This window comes from Alteribacter aurantiacus DSM 18675, from assembly GCF_000429705.1.
Lineage (GTDB): Bacteria > Bacillota > Bacilli > Bacillales > Salisediminibacteriaceae > Alteribacter > Alteribacter aurantiacus.
The window spans coordinates 1,025,139-1,047,254 of sequence record NZ_KE386941.1; the positions used below are offsets into that span (position 1 = coordinate 1,025,139).

Below are 22,116 nucleotides of genomic sequence, written 5' to 3' on the forward strand. Positions count from 1 at the left end.
TACTAAGCTACAATAGGGAGCAACATAAAAGTTAATTGAATATTTTATTTTTTCTTATCACGAGAGACGGAGGGAAAGGCCCGATGAAGTCTCAGCAACCAACCAAAACGGTCAGGTGCTAATTCCTGCACGAAATGTTCGTGCAAAGATAAGAAGAGGCTGATCTTTATTTTTTAACCTTCTTCTTATCTCAATAAGGGGAAGGTTTTTTATTTTTCTCGTGGAGGGCTTTTAAATGAGTAGAAACGAATTAGAAACGTTATTTGTTCAAATCGGAAATCAACAAGATAAAAGAACCGGAGCTGTGAGTACACCGATTTACTGTTCCACAGCCTACCGCCACGAAGGAATCGGCCAATCTACCGGATACGATTATTCGAGAACAGGAAATCCAACTAGACAAGTGCTGGAAGAGGCCATCGCCGATTTAGAAGGGGGAGAGCGGGGATTTGCCTGTTCATCAGGCATGGCTGCAATTCAAGTTGTTTTGTCTCTGTTTGAAAGTGGAGATGAGATTATTGCTTCCAGTGACCTGTATGGAGGTACGTACCGTCTCTTTGAAGAAGGCTGGAGAAGATGGGGGTTATCGTTTCATTATGCAGATGGTCGACACCCGGACTCTTTTCGTAATCTTATTAACGAGAATACAAAAGCATTGTTCATTGAAACGCCAACAAATCCCCTTATGCATGAAGCAGATCTTGAAGCATTTAGCAGCTTGGCGGAAGAAAACAATTTGCTATTAATCGTTGATAATACGTTTTACACCCCCCTCATTCAAAGACCAATTGAAAAAGGAGCTCATATTGTCATTCATAGTGCTTCTAAGTATTTGGCTGGACATAATGACGTGATTGCTGGATTAGTCGTAACTAAGGGGGAAGAGCTGTCAGAACGACTCTTTTACTATTTCAACAGCATAGGTCCAATTCTTTCTCCACTTGATTCTTGGCTTGTGATGCGAGGAATGAAGACCTTACCTTTACGAATGGAAAAGCACCAAGAAAATGCTCGTACTGTAGCTCAATACTTAAAAGAGCACGAACATATCAGTGATGTTATCTACCCTGGTCATGGAGGGATGTTATCTTTTCGAGTGGCAGAGGAACGGTTGGTCAATCCCCTCCTTCAAAACCTTAAATTGATTACTTTTGCCGAGAGTCTCGGTGGTGTTGAGAGTTTAATGACTTACCCTGCGACACAAACACACGGTGACATTCCTGAATCCATTCGCCATGAGCTTGGCGTGTGTAATCGTCTGCTTCGTTTTTCTGTAGGAATTGAATCGGCAAAAGATCTGATTCATGACTTGGATCAAGCGTTAAGCGCTGCTTTTATAAAGGAGGATTGTTGATGCTTACAAAAAAAGAGGACCTGAGCATACAGACAAGGCTGCTACATCACTCCCATAAGCACGATCGTCACACAGGTGCTGTCAGTGTTCCTATTCAGCATGCATCAACGTTTCATCAAACGAACCTGGACGAATTCGGAAAATATGACTATGCAAGGTCCGGTAACCCAACCAGAGAAGCACTGGAAGAAATCATAGCGGGACTTGAAAATGGATCGGAAGGCTTTGCATTCGCTTCCGGTATGGCCGCCATATCTACAACCTTTATGCTTTTATCTGCTGGAGATCACCTTCTTATTACAGAAGATGTATACGGAGGCAGCTATCGAATGACAACGGAAGTACTCACTCGCTTAGGCGTTGAACATACTTTCGTTGACATGACCGACATCTCGAGTGTGGAAGATGCCATACGACCGAACACAAAAATGATTTACATGGAGACACCATCTAATCCGACGATGAAGATTACGCCAGTGAAGGAGATAGCAGAAATCTCTAAGGCTCACGGTTGCATCAGTGTCGTGGACAATACGTTTTTGACACCGGTTTTACAACGCCCTCTCGATTTAGGCGCAGATATCGTCGTTCACAGTGCTACCAAGTTTATCGGTGGTCATAGTGATGTGGTTGCCGGGCTCGCGGTGGTCAACGATCATTCCCTTGCAAATCAACTTCGCTTTTTACAAAACAGTTTCGGTGCCATTTTAGGGCCTCAGGATTGTTGGTTGATTATGAGAGGCATGAAGACAATGCATACCAGAATGGAAGCTTCGTCAACATCCGCTCTTAAGCTAGCAAAATGGTTAAGGAAACACCCAGATGTAAAACGAGTGTATTACCCAGGGTTAGACGATCACCCAGGATACGAAAAACAACGGTTACAAGCGGACGGCCCTGGAGCGGTTCTTTCGTTTGAATTAAAAGACAGATCTCATGTGAAAAAAGTAGTTGAATCGGTTCAAATACCGGTTTTTGCAGTCAGTCTCGGTGCCGTGGAGTCCATCTTGTCTTATCCTGCTCAAATGTCTCACGCCGCTATGCCGGCTGCTGAGAGAAACAAGCGTGGAATCACAGATGGCTTGCTTCGTCTATCCGTGGGGCTGGAGAAGACGGATGATTTAATCCAAGACTTAGAACAAGCATTATAGGAAGGAGTATGACAGTGAATTTCATAGAACGAATCAAAGAAGGGCTTTTAGTTGGAGACGGGGCTATGGGAACGCTTCTTTATCAAGATGGATATGACGGATGTTTTGAAAAGTTGAACATCACGTCTCCTGAAAAAATTGGAGCGATTCATGAACAGTACTTAGATTCAGGTGCAGATCTCATTCAAACGAATACGTATGCGGCGAATTCCATAAAGCTTGCAAGGTACAATCTTGAAAATCGAGTAGATGAAATTAATGAAAAAGCGGTGTCAATCGCTAAAGATAAAGCCGGTAATAACGCTTATGTATTCGGTACGATCGGTGGCATAGGCTATATTCACCCACAGGAATTTGAGCCGGAAGACATTCACCGGAGCTTGGAAGAACAAGCGCTAGTTCTTCTAAAAAACGAAGTTGACGGTTTTCTGCTTGAAACCTTTTATCACTTTGATGAACTGTGCTCATTGGTGAGCACGATTCGCACCCATACAGATAGACCAATTATCGCTCAAGTTACTTTAGGTGACATTGGTGTCTTACAAGGAGGCATTTCACTTAAAGAGGCACTCCTTAAATTAGAAGAGCTTGGGGCAGATGTGGTGGGATTAAACTGTAGGATGGGACCTTACCATATGCTACGGTCATTGGAGGAAGTACCGCTATTGGAGAGAGCTGCTCTGTGTGTTTACCCGAATGCCAGTCTTCCCAATGTCCGAGACGGGAAGTATTTTTATCAATCCAATCCGTCCTATTTCGGGGATATGACAGAAGCAATCATCGACCAAGGTGTTCGATTAATTGGCGGGTGTTGTGGAACAACACCTGCACACGTGAGAGAGATTCGCAAAGCCATTGTGGAAAAACAGCTTAGTCCTAGAACAGAGAAGGTTGTCAAAGGGAAAGAAAAAGCGGTTGTATCCACTGTTCCGAGTTTAAACACAGAAAGAATACCGGATCAAACAAAAACGAGAACAAGTATCATTGTTGAGTTAGACCCACCAAAAGCCCTTTCTCAAGCAGGAACGTTTATGGACGGGGCACAAGCACTTACAGATGCAGGTGTGGATGCGGTCACATTGGCAGACAACTCACTAGCTTCTTCACGTATTGATAACTTGGCATTAGGTTCACTTATAAAACAACAAACGAGCGGCAACCCCCTCTTGCATGTTGCTTGTCGAGATCGAAACATGATTGGGTTACAATCTCACTTACTTGGATTACACACCCTAGGTATTCATAATGTATTGGCGATTACAGGTGACCCCGCTAAAGTAGGGGATTTTCCCGGAGCGACAAGTGTGTATGACATGTCGTCGATGGATTTAATCAGGCTCATGAAACAGTTAAATGAAGGCATATCCTTTTCCGGTAAAGATCTTGGTGCGAAAACCTCTTTTACTGTAGCGGCTGCTTTTAATGCAAACGCACGCCATTTGGATCGTGAAGTAAAACGATTGGAAAAAAAGATTGAGGCAGGTGCCGATTACTTTATGAGTCAACCTGTTTATAGCGAAAAACAATTTAAAGAGGTATATGAAGCGACTAAACATTTACCCGTTCCTGTTTATATTGGCATTATGCCTTTAGTTAGTAGTAGAAATGCAGAGTTCCTTCATCATGAGGTACCAGGAATTACACTATCAGATGAAGTACGAAACCATATGGCTGCATTTTCTTCCGATCCTGTGGCTAGCGAACGGGAAGGCCTACGTATTGCCCAATCATTAGTGGATACTGCAATAGAGTACTTCTCAGGTATCTACTTGATTACACCATTTTTACGCTATGAAATGACGGTTCAGCTAACCAAACACATCAAAGAAAAAGAAGCCTTAAAAATTGGGGCTCTCCGGTAACATGGATTGAAAGGACGATTGGACCATGACGAAAACGACATTTGAACAAGCTTTGGAAGAACGAATTCTCGTCCTCGACGGTGCAATGGGAACGATGCTTCAAGAGGCTAATCTTACGGCTGAAGATTTTGGTGGGGAGCTTTATGAGGGATGTAACGAATATCTAAATCTTACAGCGCCTCATGTAATTAAGAACATCTATCACATCTATTTGGATGCTGGTGCTGACATTATCGAAACAAACACATTTGGAGCGACCGACCTTGTACTGGCCGATTACGACCTTGGTCATCTTGCCTATGACATTAATAAACGTGCGGCAGAGCTTGCTAAGGAAGAAGCGAATACTTTTTCTACTTCTGAGGCGAGGCGATTTGTTGCCGGTGCTATGGGGCCGACTACTAAATCGTTATCCGTAACAGGTGGAACAACTTTTGAAGAGCTGATTCATAGTTACAAAGAGCAAGTAGAAGGTCTATTGGATGGCGGTGTGGACCTTTTATTGCTTGAAACGAGCCAAGATATGCGTAATGTAAAAGCAGCCTATGTAGCCATTGAAGAGGTTTTTACTAAAAGGAATACATCTTTACCGTTAATGGTTTCCGGAACGATTGAACCAATGGGAACGACTCTTGCTGGTCAAAATATTGAGGCTTTTTACATTTCCTTAGAGCACATGAACCCAACCGTAGTAGGCTTGAATTGTGCGACAGGTCCTGAATTTATGCAAGATCACTTACGTTCCTTATCTGAGCTGGCTACGTCTTATGTTCATTGTTATCCAAACGCTGGGTTGCCCGATGAGGAAGGACATTATCACGAGACCCCCCAATCATTAGGTAAAAAGCTTCAAGATTTCGCAGAGAAGGGATGGCTTAATATTGCAGGAGGGTGTTGCGGAACCACGCCTGATCATATAAGAGCAATTAAGAATGCAGTTGCCCCTTATAAACCTAGAAGAAGAACGGAAAATCATCCTCATGTTGTTTCGGGAATTGAGCCACTTGTCTATGATGATACAATGCGACCGCTCATGGTGGGTGAACGTACGAACGTAATTGGCTCCAAAAAATTTAAAACCCTCATTGCAGAAGGCAAATACGAAGAAGCCTCTGAAGTGGCGAGAGCACAAGTAAAACGCGGGGCACATGTGATTGATATTTGTTTAGCAGACCCTGATCGGGAAGAATTAGAGGATATGGAACGCTTTTTGGAACATGTGATCAACAAAGTAAAAGTTCCTTTAATGATTGATTCTACTGATGAATTAGTGATTGAAAAAGCGTTAACCTACTCTCAAGGAAAAGCAATCATCAATTCCATAAACCTAGAGGACGGTGAAGAGCGTTTTGAAGCAGTGGCACCACTTGTAAAACGATTCGGAGCAGCCGTTGTAGTAGGAACCATTGACGAAGAGGGGATGGGCGTATCTGCCCAAAGAAAACTGGAGATTGCATCACGCTCCTACGACCTCCTCGTTCATAAATATAACATCCCTGCAAGTGACATCATTTTTGATCCACTCGTTTTCCCAGTGGGGACAGGAGATGAGCAATATCTTGGCTCTGCAGAAGCTACAGTCGAAGGAATTAAACTCATTAAAGAAGCCTTTCCGGAGTGCTTAACCATCTTAGGTGTAAGTAATGTATCATTCGGACTGCCACCATTGGGGCGGGAAGTTTTAAATGCTGCTTACGTTTATCACTGTACAAAGGCAGGCTTGGATTATGCAATTGTAAATACGGAAAAACTGGAACGTTATGCTTCCATCTCTGAAGAGGAAAAAAAGCTAGCAGATGAACTGTTATTTCACACAAATGATGAAACACTCGCCACATTTACAGCCTTTTACAGAAAAAAGAAGGTAGAAAAGAAAGTAGAAGTGTCCACGTTAACATTGGAAGAGCGGCTCGCAAGCTATATCGTGGAAGGAACGAAAGAGGGCTTATTCAAGGATTTGGACGAAGCATTAGAAAAATTCGATACCCCTCTTGATATTATTAACGGTCCATTAATGGACGGAATGGATGAAGTGGGGCGCCTCTTTAATGACAACGAATTGATCGTAGCAGAAGTTCTTCAATCAGCTGAAGCTATGAAAGCGGCAGTGGCGCATTTGGAACCGTTTATGGAAAAAAAGAAAGATGATCGAGGCAAAGGAAAAATCCTTCTTGCAACAGTAAAAGGTGACGTCCACGATATCGGAAAAAACTTAGTGGAAATTATTCTTAAGAACAACGGATTTCAAATTGTTAATTTGGGTATTAAAGTAACGGCAAACGAATTGATTGAAGCTGTTGAACGAGAGAAGCCTGATGCAATCGGGTTATCAGGACTACTTGTAAAGTCCACTCAACAAATGGTACTCACAGCGAACGATCTTCGAGAAAGAGGGATCTCAATTCCCATTCTTGTTGGAGGGGCAGCCCTTACTCGAAGGTTTACAGATAATAAAATATCAAAGGAATATGAGGGACTTGTTCTTTACGCAAAAGATGCGATGAACGGACTTGAACTTGCAAACAAACTGGCAAAACCAGAGGAGAAAGAGCAATTATTTATTGCGCACAAAGAAAAGCAGGCTCAAATTCAAGCAACAGAGGAAAAAACAATACACTCAGAACAAGCATCAACAGCAACGGCTACTTTAGAACGGCCTGTGTCAACCATATCTAGGACGGCGCACCTATACAAGCCGGAAGATTACAAGAAGCACATCTTAAGAGACTATCGTTTGTCTCATCTTTATCCGTATATTAATATGCAGACATTGATTGGACATCACCTCGGTGTGAAGGGAAAAATTGAGCGTCAGCTAGAACGAGGGGATAAGAAGACGATTGAACTGAAAGAGAGAGTGGATGAGTTACTTAATCGCAAACGATTAAACGTAAGTGGCATGTATCAATTTTATCCTGCTCAATCTGACGGAGATGACATTCTTATTTATGATCCAAACGATCATAAGCGTATTTTGGAACGATTTTCGTTTCCACGTCAAAAGAAAAGTCCGTACCTATGTCTAGCCGACTTTTTACGTCCTGTAAATAGTGGTGAAATAGACCATGTTGGATTTCTAACGGTCACTGCGGGAAAAGGTGTTAGACTGCTGGCTGAAGAAGCGAAAGAGGCCGGCGATTACCTGGAAAGCCATTTAATACAAGCAACGGCATTGGAGCTTGCAGAAGGGTTCGCCGAACGCATCCATCAATTGATGAGAGATAAATGGGGCTTCCCAGACAGTGTGGACTTTACAATGAAAGAGCGGTTTGCAGCTCGTTATCAAGGTGTGAGGGTTTCTTTTGGTTATCCTGCTTGTCCAAATCTGGACGATCAGCAAAAGCTGTTTAAACTATTAAATCCCGAGCAAATAGGCGTAACATTAACCGACGAGTGCATGATGGAGCCGGAAGCCAGTGTATCTGCAATGGTTTTTGCCCACCCTGAAGGCAGATATTTTAGTGTATAACTCTAAAAAAGTGATGGATGATTTCCATCACTTTTTTTCAATTTCAAGGACAATATATAACAGGTCTTAGTTACCTAATACAAGTATCCCGTTCCTGCTCCATAAGCAATGTTATGTGAATCAAAAAGAATACATCCTAGAATCACCAGTAAAATAAATAGGACCAAAACGAGGATAAATTCCTCACTTTTCATTTGAATCAGACCTCCAGGCCGAACATTGGTTTTACTGGTAGCCTATGTGGATAGAAAAATCCTGTGCATGTATCCATGTGTAGGTATAATGAAACTATGAAATTCGCAGAAAGGATGGTTGAGGTGAAGATCATTGGAATTGATTTGGCAGGTCCGAGTAACTTGAAAGATACAAGCATGGCTATTTTTGAACATAAAGGGGGGTCACTTGAATTGGTAAGCCTCGATCGTCATTTAAGTGACCATATGATTTTAAGTAAAATGAAGGACCTAAGTCTAATAGAACCAATCGTAATCGGTTTTGATGCTCCGTTATCCTATGCAGATGGAGGAGGGGATCGGAAAGGGGATAAAGAGCTTAGAAAATACATAACATCTCTCGGGATGAAGTCTGGTTCGATTATGGCCCCTACATTTAACCGGATGGCTTACCTCACGTTAAGGGGGATAAGGTTGACCAGGGAAATAGAACGGCTAAAGTCGAACATATCGGTCGTTGAGGTACATCCTGGTGCCGCTATAGGCTCAAGATTACTTCCTAAGGATTTTCATCACGTACTTTTATATAAAAAAGAGTTAGATTCGCGCCGATTTCTGGGGGAATGGTTTTATGATCACCGTGTTTTTGGCCTCCATGACACGGTTATTGAAGACAGTCACCACATTGACGCATGTGCAGCAGCCTTAGCTTCGTGGCATTGGGCTGATCCAGATTATGAATGTAAGTGGCTATATAGGGCTCAGCCACCACTAGATCCATATGATTTCTGTTGTTAGAAGAAAGTGAAAGATCCAAAAATGTATTTTAATTCATTTTTGGATCTTTTTTAATTCTCTCATGAATTGCCAAAATAAGAAAACGCTTACATTTAACCGGCGTTTAAGTTGGCATGATATTTGCAATATATGTAATTGAGAGTGTCTATTCCAAAAACCAAAACAAGGGAGTTGGTCATGTATGATCGATTTTACATTAACAGATGAACAAAAAGAATTTCAAAAGTTAGCAAGAGATTTTGCGAGAAATGAGATTAGACCTGTAGCACACATCTATGATGAAACGGAAGAAATGCCTTGGGAAGTGATAAAGAAAGCTTCGAAATTAGGGTTAACTTCTTATCGTTATCCAGAAGAGTATGGAGGCCTTGGGGTTACAGATCCTATTACTTCTTTAATTATGACAGAAGAGTTGTACTGGGGGTGCGCAGGAATAGGTACAGCCATTAACGGAACAGGTTTAGCAGCAACAGGTATTATGGTTGCAGGAACGGAAGAGCAAAAAAAGAAGTATATCCCTTTATTCTGCGATTCCGACAATCCTCGTTTAGGTGCAATGGGTTTAACCGAGCCAGGGTCCGGTTCTGATGTATCGGCAATGGCAACAACAGCGGTGAGAGATGGAGAAGAATACGTTCTAAATGGGACGAAACAGTTCATAACAAATGGGGGAATTGCAGATGTGCACGTCATTTTCGCCCAAACGGATAAAGAAAAAGGATGGGACGGGATCGCTGCATTTATCGTTGATAAAGGTACACCAGGCTTATCTATGGGACGAAAAGAAGTAAAGCTCGGTGTACGTGCTTCTCATACCGCGCAAGTTATTTTAGAAGAGTGTAGAATTCCACTTGAGAACCGATTAGGCGGAGAGCCTGGTGATGAGTCTCATATCAGTGGATTGGCAGCTCTAAAAATGCTTGAGGCTACAAGACCGGCTGTTGGAGCAGCTGCATTAGGAATTGCCCGAGCTGCTTATGAGTATGCTCTGGACTATGCAAAGGAGCGTAAGCAGTTTGGAAAACCAATCATCAAGAATCAAGCGATTGCTTTTAAATTGGCTGATATGGCTACAGAAATCGAAGCTTCTCGACTGCTATTGTGGAAAGCTGGGTGGCTAGTTAAAAATAAACAACCGTTTTCACGGGGAGAAGGAAGTATGGCAAAACTTTATGCCGGTGATACAGCCGTAAAAACAACAATGGAAGCTGTTCAAATTTTAGGTGGTTACGGATACATTAGGGAATATCCCGTAGAAAAATGGTTAAGAGATGCAAAGATTTATCAGATTTGGGAAGGTACAGCCGAGATCCAAAGATTGGTCATTTCAAGACTGATTGAAAAGAACGGATGATTAAAGGGGTCAAAAACATGTTAGGAGGGATTGAGATGAACGACCGCCCATGGTTAAGATTCTACCCGGAAAATGTACCTGAAACGGTTGATATACCGGTCATGCCCTTATATAAGTTGCTAGAGGATTCAGCTACTCATTATCCTGAGCAAGTAGCCGTAATTGATGGGGGAAGAACGCTCACTTATCGAGAGTTAAAGGGAAAATCCGATCGTTTAGCATCAGCTCTTAGTAAAAAGGGATTCCAATGTAAAGACAGGTTGGCTATTATGCTTCCAAACTCGATCGAATATATCATTACTTACTATGCTACATTGCGATTAGGCGGCATCCTTGTCCAAGTAAATCCTTTATATCAATCACATGAACTGGAGCATTTATTCACCGATTCTAGACCTAAATGGTTTGTCGGCAACAATATTCAACGAGAGAAAGTAAGAAATCTACCATTACTGGATGCTCTCACTATCATTTATGTTGAATCAAAAGAATTCAATGTAACTACAAATGAGATCGGTTTTTATTCACTATTGAGCAAATCGCCTGATATGAAAGTACCAGAAGTTGAGATCCTCCCGAGAGAAGATGTAGCGGTTATTCAATATACTGGTGGAACGACAGGAAAAAGCAAGGGAGTTATGTTGACACACTATAATCTCATCGCCAACATTCATCAAAGCTTTGCATTTTCTGATGGCTTTTTTGAGAAGCCAGGTGAACGAATATTAAGTATTACTCCTTTTTTTCACGTTTATGGAATGACCGGAGCATTAAATCTAACGATCTATGCAGGAGGTACCGTGATTTGCATGAAACGGTTTCAGGTAGAGGACGTGTTAAATACGATAAAAACGTACAAACCAACCTTCTTCCCTGGTGTTCCGACCATGTATATTGCTCTATTAACACACCCTGATTCATCACCTGAATTACTATCATCTTTAAAGGTGTGTAACAGTGGTTCTGCCCCGATGCCTGTAGGTGTCATGAATGAATTTGAAAAAAGAACGGAGTCTTCTATTGTAGAAGGGTATGGACTTTCGGAAGCCTCTCCTATCACGCACAGAAACCCGGTAACAGGCTTAAAAAAACCTGGAAGCATTGGAATGCCGATCCCCAATACAGAAAGTAAAGTGGTAGATAAAGAAACGGGGACAAAAGAAATGCCTTATGGCGAGATTGGTGAATTGATAATAAAAGGTCCCCAGGTGATGAAAGGGTATTGGAATAATGAAGAAGAAACTAAACAAACCTTACGAGATGGGTGGCTATATACAGGTGATTTAGCAACAATGGATGAAGACGGTTATTTTTACATTGCAGGAAGAAAAAAAGACATGATTATTGCTAGTGGATACAACATCTTCCCAAGCGAGATAGAAGAGGTGTTGTATAAGCATCCGGAAGTAGAAGAAGCGTGTGTTTTCGGTGTACCTGATACTTATCGTGGTGAAACCGTAAAAGCAGCAGTAGTAAGGAAAGAGGATTCCCTTGTTACTAGTGAAGAGCTTGCTGAATGGTGCAAAAGCCAACTTGCCTCATTTAAAGTACCAAAGGATATTACAATACGAAAGTCTCTTCCTAAAACTATTGTGGGTAAAGTACTCAGATACAAACTAACGGAAGAGGAAGAAGAAGTAAAGTCAAGAAAGTAAGGTAAGTATAACAACATTTAACTGAAAATTCAGACATAAACACCAAGAAACTGATGAATTAAAATATTAATGACTCCTTCGTTGCATGAAAAGTTCATCATTAAAAAGGTAACAACACTAAAGAAAGTAGGTGGAGCACATTGTTACTAAACAAAATAGCGAATCAAAAATTGCCTGAAGTGGAAAGGCCCAGAAAAAAAGAAATGTGGGCATATGGATTGGGAAGCTTCGGAATTTTTGCAGTATGGAGCATGATGAGCTCATTTTTAACTTATTACTACACGGATGTAGCAGGAATTACAGCTGGAGCAGTGGGAACATTAATGCTAGTATCCCGGTTGCTTGACGGTTTTACGGACATCGGAATGGGATCGGTAGTCGATAAAACCAAAACAAAGTACGGCAAAGCACGGCCGTGGATTCTTTGGATGGCCATCCCACTTGCCATTACTACGGTCTTGCTATTTTCGGTTCCGGACATCGGTGACACAGGTAAACTTTTGTATGCTTATGGAACGTATTTGTTGTTTGTACTCATTTATACTGCTGTTTCAATTCCTTATAAAAGCTTGCTCGGTATCATGACTCAGCATCAATTCAGTCGTTCGCAGTCAAATATCTATTCTGCTATTTTTATTCTAATAGGTAACTTGTTAGTTGTAACACTTACACAGCCTTTAGCTAGTTCCTTGGGATGGACGACACTTGCTGCCTTGTACGGCGTTATGATCGTTGTTTCACTTTATGTCACATTCTTTACTGTCAAAGAGCGAGTGCCTGTGTCTTCTATGAGTATCGTGAGAGACAAAGTTCCTTTTAAGGAGGGTTTTAAAGCCCTCATTACTAATAAATACTGGCTTATTATAACTATGTACTGTGTCGCTTTCTATACGACCATTGGATTAACTCAAGGTGCAGCTATTTATTATGCTCAAACGGTAATAGGTAATGTGAATATATTTCCTTTAATTGGCTTGGCATCAGCGTTACCAATGTTACTTGGCGTATTTTTGGTATCACCATACGTAAAACGTTTCGGTAAGCGTAATGTAGCCATGACCGGTGCATTTATCTTCATTACAGGACAATTAGTAAAATTAATCGATCCTACAAGTTTAACGATTTTTTTATCAGGTCATGTATTAGTAGGGTTTGGAATTATGCCTGCCATTGCACTTACTTTTGCAATGATTAATGATACGATCGAATACGGTGAATTAAAATCAGGTTATCGTACCGAAGGATTAGTAAACAGCGGTGCAAGTTTTGGCATTAAGGTAGGAACTGGGATAGGATTGGCTTTAATTGGGTGGCTGTTAGGTTTTAGTGGATACGTTGGTGGAAGTGTCGAGCAAACAGATTTAGCAACTACAATGATCTTAGCATTGAATATCTATATACCACTAGGACTTGGTGTAGTGTTAGCTATCTTAATGTGGATGTTTAAAGTGGATAAAGATTATCCTGAGATTCTGGCTAAATTGCAGGAAAGAAGAAATGGTGCATAATCGTTAAGGAAAAACCCTCAACAAGTTTTGAGCGCTTGTTGAGGGTTTTCATATTTGTGTTCATTCATGCTGTTACGAACAAATGTTTCATTTAAATAAATTGGTTGCATAATGAATGAGGCTTACGTGATGGATTATTATCACATGAAAAACATTTTCAACTCATAGGAATTATCCTAATTAGAAAAATAAAAGAGAGGAAGGATGATATGGAGTGAATATAACTTAAAGGATAATATCATTTTACTAGTTTACATAATCTTAATTATCGAACCCAAAATCGATTAAAAAAAGATTGTATCATATTGAAGAGTTTACTTAGGTATTGAGACAGAAAATGAAATTTTAAGTTATTATAACTAAGTGTTCTTTGTCGATTGATTCTTAGCTCAAAAATGTTTAGTTATATTTGTTGCTATACATGATCTTTAGACCAATTTGCTATGAATGACTAGTCCGAGGCATTTAAATATTCGACGTTTTAAACAATGCACGCCCCTTTACGTTTTTATTCAATAAAGAATTAGTTTACATAATTCCTTTAAAAAAACTCCTGATTTTAGTCTCAGGAGTTTTTCTCAAATGTTTGTTCTTTAAGATCTTTTATAAAATACAGTAATAATTGATCATCAACCGTTACTTTTGTTCCTGGTTCTACAGGTTTATTCTCGTAAGTAATCCCTTGGTTATCAGGTAAGTAACCTCGTTTTAAATATATGTGCATTGCTGTACTATAATCTTTGTAAAGGCCGACACCTAAACCAACATAATGATGATGCTTTGACGCGATTCTTTCCAACTCATCCATTATTGTTGTTGCAATTCCATTTCTTCGGAATTCAGAAAATACAACCAGGTCACTAATTTCAGGAACATGTTTTTCTTGAAACTTAGGATATTCTGAATGACATTTCATTTGGCAACAACCAGCCAATTTGTTGTTGTAAAAAGCTAATAGGGTAATTCTTTCGTTGTATTTATTTTCTTCTAAACAACGTTCGAAATAATCTTTATCCCGTATAATTCCACGTGTAATAAATGCTGCTTTTAGCATGGATAGGTCTTCAGGTTCAATTGTCCGTATGATAGTTCGGTGCATGTTACCCCTCTACTTCTCTTGAGTAATTGTTTTCTTACACAAATGTATCATACGGTGATTATTACGTATGCCTTGTCATCACTCTGTAATTAAGTTGTAAGGTCTCAGTTACTTTAGTGTGAAAAATAATGGAAAAAACTTCTGAAAACTATGAGTAAAGTCCCTGTTTATCACTATTCACAATATCTATACTCTATTTACGTACAGCTGTGTACCTAGTCCCTTCAATCGTTAATTTCTTCTGGCTTATATATCCACCAATGTTATTCGAAAATACTTTAGTACACTACTATTTAATATTAGTAAGAAAAACGCTACGACGACCGTCTTAGCGTTTTTTCAGCTCTCTCCTATTCTTACGCTTCTCTTCGTAATGCTGAAAGAACGTTTACATTAGTTGCTTTTGCTGCTGGTCTGAACCCGGAAATACAAGCAACAGTTACACTAATTCCGGTTGCGATCAACACCAGTTGCAATGGAATGTAGGAAAATGTAATGTCGATTCCTTCAGAATTCGTTGTCGCCTCAAGAATTAAAGGAATAAAAAAGTTCGCAGCTATACTGACCCCATAAGCAATCGCTACACCAAATAAAGATCCCAATAATCCAATCGATGCACTTTCAAATAAGAACATACGTTTGATCACTGATGGATTAGCACCTAAAGCTTTCATAATACCTATTTCATGCGTTCGTTCTGTCACTGCCATTGTCATCGTATTAAAGATTCCAATTGATGCAATAAGTACTGCAATTGTTCCCACGAAAATTAGACCCGCTTTAAAAGCAGTAAAGAAGACGTTTATCCCGCGCAATTCTTCAGAGATGGAATAAACCATAAATCCTTCCTCTTTTAATGCATTAGTCACGCCTTCCGTTTGATCAACACTTGCTACATGAGCCGTAACGTTGTTATAGAAGTCCTCCTGCCCTGCAAGAGACAACAGGTCTTCCCTTCTTTCATCACCGATATATACACTTCTGTCTTGAACCCAATCTCTTGCTGGTTCATCGGCAATGCCAACAATTTTGTATTCATCTGTGAATACTGTTTCACTTGAATCATCCATAAACGAGAACGTGACTATTTTGCCTAGGAGATTGCTGTCATAAGAAACGAGCTCTTCGTTTGAATCGCCTGTTGTAATATACTCCAGCGTAGTTCGATCAAATTTATTCAACACTTCATGTAAGTGATATCCTACGATGATTTCATTTTCGTTTTCAGGAAATTCCCCTTCTGACAATCGAAAATTACTGTTTTTTTCTGCTTCAAAGTTTGTAATGATTCCTTCCACAGATGCACGGAATTCGTCTTCTAAAGTAACTTCAGAATGAGAGTAGATTCGTGACTGTGGCACAACCGCCGAGACATTCTCTGTAGCTCCTATCGTGGCTAAATCCTCTTCTGTTACTTCATGGTACGTCTCGTCTATCATTTTACCGTTGACAGTGATTTGAGTAAGAGGCTGATGGCTTGAAGCCTCTTCCATGAGACTGTTTTGTAAGCCAAATCCTATAGAAGCAAGAACAATTAAGAAGGAACATCCCATTGTAGTGGCTAATACAGTCATAAAGATTCTCAACTTGTTTTTTTTCATGTTTCTTTTAACAAATCCCAGCTGATCAACGAGCTTCAAAATAAACGCCTCTTTCCTGGTTCATTTTTCCATCATGAATTTTCAAAGTACGATCGGCAATAGCAGCCACTTCTTGATCATGAGTAATCATTAAAAATGTAATATTTCTATTCTTGTTAAGATCTTTAATTAATTTTAGTACATCTTCTTCCGTTTCTGAATCAAGACTACCAGTCGGCTCATCAGCAAAGATAATGTCAGGTTCGGTTATGAGTGCTCTAGCGATAGAAACTCTCTGTTGTTGACCTCCTGAAAGCTCATTCGGATAATGGTCTTCGTGTGCTGACAGCCCAATACTTTCAAGCAATATTTGCGTTCTTTCCTCTCTTTGTTTTCGAGGAACTCCCTTTAATGTTAGAGGTAGTTCTACATTTTCAAAAGCAGTAAGACTAGGAATGAGTTCATAATTCTGAAAGATAAACCCGAAGTGTTCTAAACGAAACTTAGCCCATTCTTTTTCTGAGAGATTCGTTACATCCCTATCATTAATCGTAATCTTTCCGGAATCGGCTGTGATGTATCCAGATAAAAGGTTTAATAACGTAGACTTGCCGGACCCACTTCGGCCAACAATAGAAACGATCTCCCCTTTTCCAACTTCCAAATTAACATCCTTTAAAACAGGTACAGTGGATTTCTTTCCCTTCTTCCCGATTTTGTAAGAATAATGTAAGTGCTCCACATTAATCATGCTTATCGTCCCTCTCACATGTAGTTTTATATACAAAGTGTACTTTGTGTATTGTGTGTATTACACTTTATAGTACACTTATAATAATATGATGGAAACGATTGGGTGTCAACCCTTTTTCCATAAATTGTACGGGGACAGATCCCAAAGCCGTCAACTTAAGGGTTAAGTGTAGTAATAAGTAGAAAAAAGGTGTAGCAGGAATGTTCTTCGCTTTCCGCGGCGGTGCCGGCGAGCCTCCTCGGGCAAAGCCCTTGCAGGGTGTATCCTGGCTCCCACGGCCGCAGGAGTCTGCGAACATTCCAGCTACACCTATTCACATGGTCAGAGTCAAATTGTCTGTGACAGTTAAATAGATGTTGGTGATATACCAAATAATTTAAGTAACCTAGTTTGTCAATACACAGAAGCCACTCTGAGTTGATGTAGGAAGTTCAAAAAGTAGTAACGTGAGACACCTTTTCGAGAAAGAAAAGCTGATACTCTTCTAGGTTTAATAAGCTGTTTATTCTATAGAGATTATCCTTTTTAAAAAGTGGAAAATGGAGTTAAAGGTGGCGACTCCAACGACGAGCATATAGAACACGAGTATGCTATGAATTGCTTCGACGCAGGACGCTACAAAGCAATACTAGTAGAGGAGGAAGCACAGTTCCGGTGTAAAGTAAGGCGATGCCCACGGAAAGTGTCCAAGGGAATTTGCACTAACAGTGATACTCTCTTAGGATTTGTCTTCATACAAACGCAACCCCCTGGTCAAAATGACGAGGGGGTTCCTGTAGTGTTCCTATTAAAGTAGAGTATGATCTTTTTGGTCTGCTTTATTGGGAGTAATACTATCCAACGGTGTAATCCATGCATCCTTAACATCGCCGACTTGGGATACATCAAAGATAAACGAGCCGTTTGTATATCGATCACTTGCTCGAACTTTCTTCGGTTCTACAGTAGCTATCGTCCCATCCTTTGCTTGAATATGGGCTGTTACAGGATCAGTTGTAGCGAAGAATTTTACTACTCGGTGAGGTTGTCTTTTCAATTCTTTTAGCATGACAACCCCTCGTTTTGCACGAGTCGTCTTTTCAAAGGCCGAGAGGTTCATCCGTTTATAGGCCCCTCGTTGCGTAATTAAGAATAACGATGGTGTGGCATCCTTGTGAAATGATTGCCCACTCACAACCACATCACCTTCTTTGAGGTTGATTGCTTTGACTCCGGCAGTACGTTGACCGGTTATACTTACCTCTTCTTCATCGTACCAAAGTCCATATCCAAATGACGTAGCAAAGAACAGTTGTGAGTCTCCTTGTGTTAGGTGAACGTCGATGAGTTCATCGCCTTTTTTCACTTTTACAGCCATAAGGGCACGTGAATAGCGCTGGGCTTTGTAGTCTAACAATGATGTTCGTTTGACCATTCCGTTTTTTGTAATGAAAAGAAGATAATCCGCTTCTGTAAATTCCGAGATCGGAATAGCTTTTAAAATTTCGTCGTCGCTAGCCATTTGTACAATGTTTGCCACATGCTGACCGCTGTCTTTCCATCTAATGTCAGGCAACTGGTGAACGGGAACAAATAAATACGAGCCTTTCTTAGTAAAAAGAAGAAGTGTTTCCGTCGTGTTCATTGCATATTCGCCAATCACTCGGTCTGTTTCCTTCATGCCTGGGGGCTCGCCTTTCGATGATGCATGAGACCTTAAACTGGAACGCTTTACGTAACCCTCTTTTGTCACAGCGACAATAACATCTTCTGAAGGTACCACGACTTCAAGATTGATTTTCAAGTCTTCGATCTTTTCCTCAACAACAGAGCGGCGATTCTCTGCGTATTCCTTACGAATGGAACGAAGCTCACGTTTAATTTCACTTATTAACTTTTTCTCGCTAGCCAAAATAGCAGCAAGTTTCTCGATTTGCTTTTTCAATTCGTCTGCTTCATTTTGAAGCGTTGTAATATCTGTATTTGTTAAACGGTAAAGTTGGAGAGTGACAATCGCTTCAGCTTGAGGTTCTGTAAATCCATATGTGTCTTGGAGAGCTCTTTTGGCATCTGCTTTATCTTTACTAGCACGAATGGTCGCAATCACTTCGTCTAAAATACTTACCGCTTTAATAAGACCTTCTACAATATGTTGACGGTCTTGTGCTTTTCTAAGGTCAAATTTCGTGCGTCTTGTAACAACTTCCTTTTGGTGTTGGATGTAAGCATCAAGAAGTTTCTTAAGACCTAATTGCTGCGGGGTCTTTTTGTAAATGGCAACCATATTAAAATTGTAGCTGATTTGCAAATCCGTATTTTTAAAAAGGAAGTTTAAAATTCCTTTGGCATCTGCATCTTTTCTTAGTTCAACCACGACTCTAAGGCCGGTGCGATCTGTATCATCGCGTACTTCTGCAATGCCATCTACTTTTTTATCCAAGCGCAGTTCGTCCATTTTCTTCACGAGGTTCGCCTTATTAATTTCATAGGGGATCTCGTGAATGATGATTTGCTCTCGTCCTCCTCGCATCGTTTCAATTTCGGTCTTCCCGCGAAGAACAATTTTTCCTTTTCCTGTTTCATAAGCCTTCTTTAGACCTTCGACCCCTTGGATAATGCCTCCTGTTGGAAAATCAGGACCTTTGATATGCTCCATTAAATCGTCTATGGTGCACTGCGGATTCTCCATTTGCATAATAGCAGCATCAATGACCTCTCCCAGGTTATGGGGAGGAAGATCGGTTGCATATCCACTTGAAATGCCTGTGGATCCGTTCACGAGCAAGTTAGGAAAACGCGAAGGTAACACAACCGGTTCTGAATCAGAGTCATCAAAGTTAGGCATGAATTCAACCGTATCTTTTTCAATGTCTTTTAGCATTTCAGACGATATCTTCGATAAACGTGCTTCAGTATAACGCATAGCAGCAGGCGGATCGCCGTCAATTGATCCATTGTTACCGTGCATTTCGACGAGTAGATGTCGCATCTTCCAATCTTGACTCAAGCGAATCATTGCGTCATACACAGACGTATCTCCGTGTGGATGATAGTTGCCGATTACATTACCAACTGTTTTTGCGGATTTTCTAAAGGGCTTATCGGCTGTATTTCGTTCGTGGTGCATAGCGTACAAAATACGTCTTTGTACTGGCTTTAACCCATCTCTTGCATCAGGTAATGCCCGGTCTTGAATAATATATTTACTGTAACGTCCGAACCTGTCTCCGATCACATCTTCTAGAGGCAAGTCCAGGTAACGATCCTTTTCTTGTTGCACTTGACTATTCCTCCTCTGTGACCATCAAATTCTCGCTGTCTAAAATGTTTGTTTCTTCTTCAAGACTAAAGGCCACATTGTTCTCAATCCATTTACGTCTTGGCTCGACTTTGTCTCCCATTAATGTGGAGATCCGTCTTTCCGCTCTGGCAATGTCGTCGATACGAACACGAACGAGCGTTCTTGAATCAGGGTTCATTGTTGTCTCCCAAAGCTGAGTCGCATCCATCTCTCCAAGACCTTTGTATCTCTGAATCGTGTATCCTTTTCCAATTTTTTTCATCGCTTCTTTCATTCCGTCTTCATCCCAAGCATATTCCACTTTTTCTTTCTTTCCGCTTCCCTTACTCACTTTGTAGAGCGGTGGTAAAGCAATGTAGATTTTGCCCGCTTCAATCAACGGTTTCATGTAGCGATAAAAAAACGTTAATAGTAACACTTGAATATGTGCACCATCTGTATCGGCATCTGTCATAATAATAATTTTGTCATAGTTAATGTTTTCTATCTCGAAATCTGGTCCTACGTCACCGCCAATGGCATAGATGATTGTCCTGATTTCTTCATTTTTCATAATGTCGGCAAGCTTAGCTTTTTCCGTGTTAATGACTTTACCACGGAGAGGGAGAACAGCTTGGAATTTACGATCTCGTCCTTGCTTTGCAGATCCGCCGGCTGAATCTCCCTCAACCAAATAAAGTTCGTTCTTCTCTCTGTTTTTCGATTGCGCAGGCGTTAATTTGCCACTGAGCATAGCGTCTTTTCGTTTATTCTTTTTACCATTTCGAGCATCTTCTCGCGCTTTTCGTGCAGCTTCTCGCGCTTGAGCAGCTTTAATGGCTTTTCGAATTAACGTGTTACTTACCTCCGGGTTTTCTTCTAGAAAGAAACTTAACTTCTCACTAACGATGGAATCAACCGCAGAACGTGCTTCCGTTGTACCGAGTTTTCCTTTTGTCTGACCTTCAAACTGCAATTTATCCTCAGGAACACGGATCGACACAATAGCAGTAAACCCTTCCCGAATATCGTTGCCATCTAAATTTTTGTCTTTTTCTTTTAATAATTGAAGTTTTCGAGCGTGTTCGTTAAAGACTCTGGTTACGCCAGCCTTTGCTCCAAGCTCGTGTGTCCCTCCGTCTTTTGTACGGACGTTGTTGACAAAAGAGAGCATGTTTTCCGTATAGGCATCGCTATATTGAAAAGCAAAATCAACTTCAATCCCTTGTTGCTCACCTTGAAAAGACACAACAGGGTGAAGCGTTTCCTTTTCTTCATTCAGGTAGTCAACAAATGCTTCGATACCCGTTTCGAATTGAAACACGTCGCGGACGACTTCGCCCTTAGGCCGTTCATCCACAAGTTCAATTCTCATGCCTTTTATGAGAAAGGCTGCTTCTCTCAAGCGCTCTGATAGGGTTTCGTAGTTGTAATGAACGGTACTGAAAATGGTCGGATCAGGTTTGAAATGAACGACTGTCCCTGTTTTTCTTGTCGTACCTTTTTTTTCTAAGGTTGTGACCGGTTTCCCGCCATGTTCAAATCGCTGTTGATGGACTTGGCCATCTCTATAAATGGTTACTTCCAAAAATTCCGATAAGGCGTTAACCACAGAGGAACCGACACCGTGAAGGCCACCACTTGTCTTATATCCCCCTTGTCCAAACTTTCCACCTGCATGGAGTATTGTAAAAATGACCTCAGGTGTAGGCTTTCCTGTAGCATGCATTCCTGTAGGCATACCCCGTCCTTCATCTTTAACGCTAATGCTTTCGTCTTTATGTATAGTTACTTTAATATCGTTACCAAAACCGGCCAATGCTTCATCGACAGCATTGTCCACGATTTCAAATACGAGGTGATGCAGCCCTCGGTGGTCCGTACTGCCAATATACATCCCTGGACGTTTTCTAACAGCATCCAAACCTTCTAACACTTGAATTGCATCATCGTTGTAATTAAAATTCTGTTGCAATCTTGTTACTCCTTTCTTTCTGTTCAAGCCGCTTCATATTCCACTTTATAAATTGGATGAGTGCTTTTTCGTTATGTTGGTTCCTCTATCATATCACACGAACGAACGTTCTTGTCAGTTTGTTG

Annotated in this window: 13 protein-coding genes and 1 riboswitch; of the genes, 8 read left to right on the top strand and 5 right to left on the bottom strand. The window is 40.8% G+C overall.

The window, feature by feature from the left end; translation table 11 throughout:
- Positions 1–51: 51 nt before the first annotated feature.
- Positions 52–155, top strand: a riboswitch (SAM riboswitch).
- Positions 156–235: 80 nt separating this feature from the next.
- The 8 genes from G476_RS0108425 (at position 236) to G476_RS0108465 (ending at position 13,324) form a co-directional block, all read left to right on the top strand.
- On the top strand, positions 236–1,354 hold the full coding sequence (locus G476_RS0108425; RefSeq protein ID WP_026689710.1) for a methionine biosynthesis PLP-dependent protein: 1,119 nt from the start codon (positions 236–238) through the stop codon (positions 1,352–1,354).
- Positions 1,354–2,505 carry a cystathionine beta-lyase gene (metC, locus tag G476_RS0108430; RefSeq protein ID WP_035186297.1) on the top strand — a complete coding sequence of 384 codons (1,152 nt, stop codon included), beginning with the start codon at positions 1,354–1,356 and terminating at the stop codon, positions 2,503–2,505. The genes G476_RS0108425 and metC overlap by 1 nt, the downstream gene beginning before the upstream one ends.
- 14 nt (positions 2,506–2,519) lie before the next feature.
- On the top strand, positions 2,520–4,367 hold the full coding sequence (locus tag G476_RS0108435; RefSeq protein ID WP_156906537.1) for a bifunctional homocysteine S-methyltransferase/methylenetetrahydrofolate reductase: 1,848 nt from the start codon (positions 2,520–2,522) through the stop codon (positions 4,365–4,367).
- Positions 4,368–4,392: 25 nt separating this feature from the next.
- Entirely contained in the window at positions 4,393–7,836 is a 3,444-nt protein-coding gene (metH, locus tag G476_RS0108440) for a methionine synthase (RefSeq protein ID WP_026689713.1), read from the top strand.
- A 308-nt stretch (positions 7,837–8,144) separates the two neighbouring features.
- Positions 8,145–8,807: a DUF429 domain-containing protein gene (locus tag G476_RS0108450; protein ID WP_035186793.1), complete on the top strand. Its 663-nt coding sequence runs from the start codon at positions 8,145–8,147 to the stop codon at positions 8,805–8,807.
- 184 nt (positions 8,808–8,991) lie between these two features.
- Entirely contained in the window at positions 8,992–10,161 is a 1,170-nt protein-coding gene (locus G476_RS0108455; protein ID WP_026689715.1) for an acyl-CoA dehydrogenase family protein, read from the top strand.
- A 35-nt stretch (positions 10,162–10,196) separates the two neighbouring features.
- Positions 10,197–11,816, top strand: a complete 1,620-nt coding sequence (locus G476_RS0108460; protein ID WP_026689716.1) for a long-chain-fatty-acid--CoA ligase — start codon at positions 10,197–10,199, stop codon at positions 11,814–11,816.
- Positions 11,817–11,995: 179 nt separating this feature from the next.
- Positions 11,996–13,324: an MFS transporter gene (locus G476_RS0108465; protein ID WP_245579647.1), complete on the top strand. Its 1,329-nt coding sequence runs from the start codon at positions 11,996–11,998 to the stop codon at positions 13,322–13,324.
- 565 nt (positions 13,325–13,889) lie between these two features.
- Here the strand turns inward: G476_RS0108465 and G476_RS21570 are convergent.
- The 5 genes from G476_RS21570 to parE form a co-directional block, all read right to left on the bottom strand.
- Positions 13,890–14,423, bottom strand: a complete 534-nt coding sequence (locus G476_RS21570) for a GNAT family N-acetyltransferase (RefSeq protein ID WP_035186299.1) — start codon at positions 14,421–14,423, stop codon at positions 13,890–13,892.
- 356 nt (positions 14,424–14,779) lie between these two features.
- Complete coding sequence (locus G476_RS0108475; protein ID WP_026689718.1) at positions 14,780–16,063, bottom strand: ABC transporter permease; 1,284 nt, start codon at positions 16,061–16,063, stop codon at positions 14,780–14,782.
- Positions 16,050–16,754 (bottom strand): ABC transporter ATP-binding protein, encoded by a 705-nt coding sequence (locus G476_RS0108480; RefSeq protein WP_026689719.1) that lies wholly within the window; start codon positions 16,752–16,754, stop codon positions 16,050–16,052. The genes G476_RS0108475 and G476_RS0108480 overlap by 14 nt, the downstream gene beginning before the upstream one ends.
- 790 nt (positions 16,755–17,544) lie before the next feature.
- Positions 17,545–20,016 carry a DNA topoisomerase IV subunit A gene (parC, locus tag G476_RS21575; RefSeq protein WP_051314719.1) on the bottom strand — a complete coding sequence of 824 codons (2,472 nt, stop codon included), beginning with the start codon at positions 20,014–20,016 and terminating at the stop codon, positions 17,545–17,547.
- A 4-nt stretch (positions 20,017–20,020) separates the two neighbouring features.
- Entirely contained in the window at positions 20,021–21,991 is a 1,971-nt protein-coding gene (parE, locus tag G476_RS0108500) for a DNA topoisomerase IV subunit B (RefSeq protein WP_026689721.1), read from the bottom strand.
- Positions 21,992–22,116 lie beyond the last annotated feature (125 nt).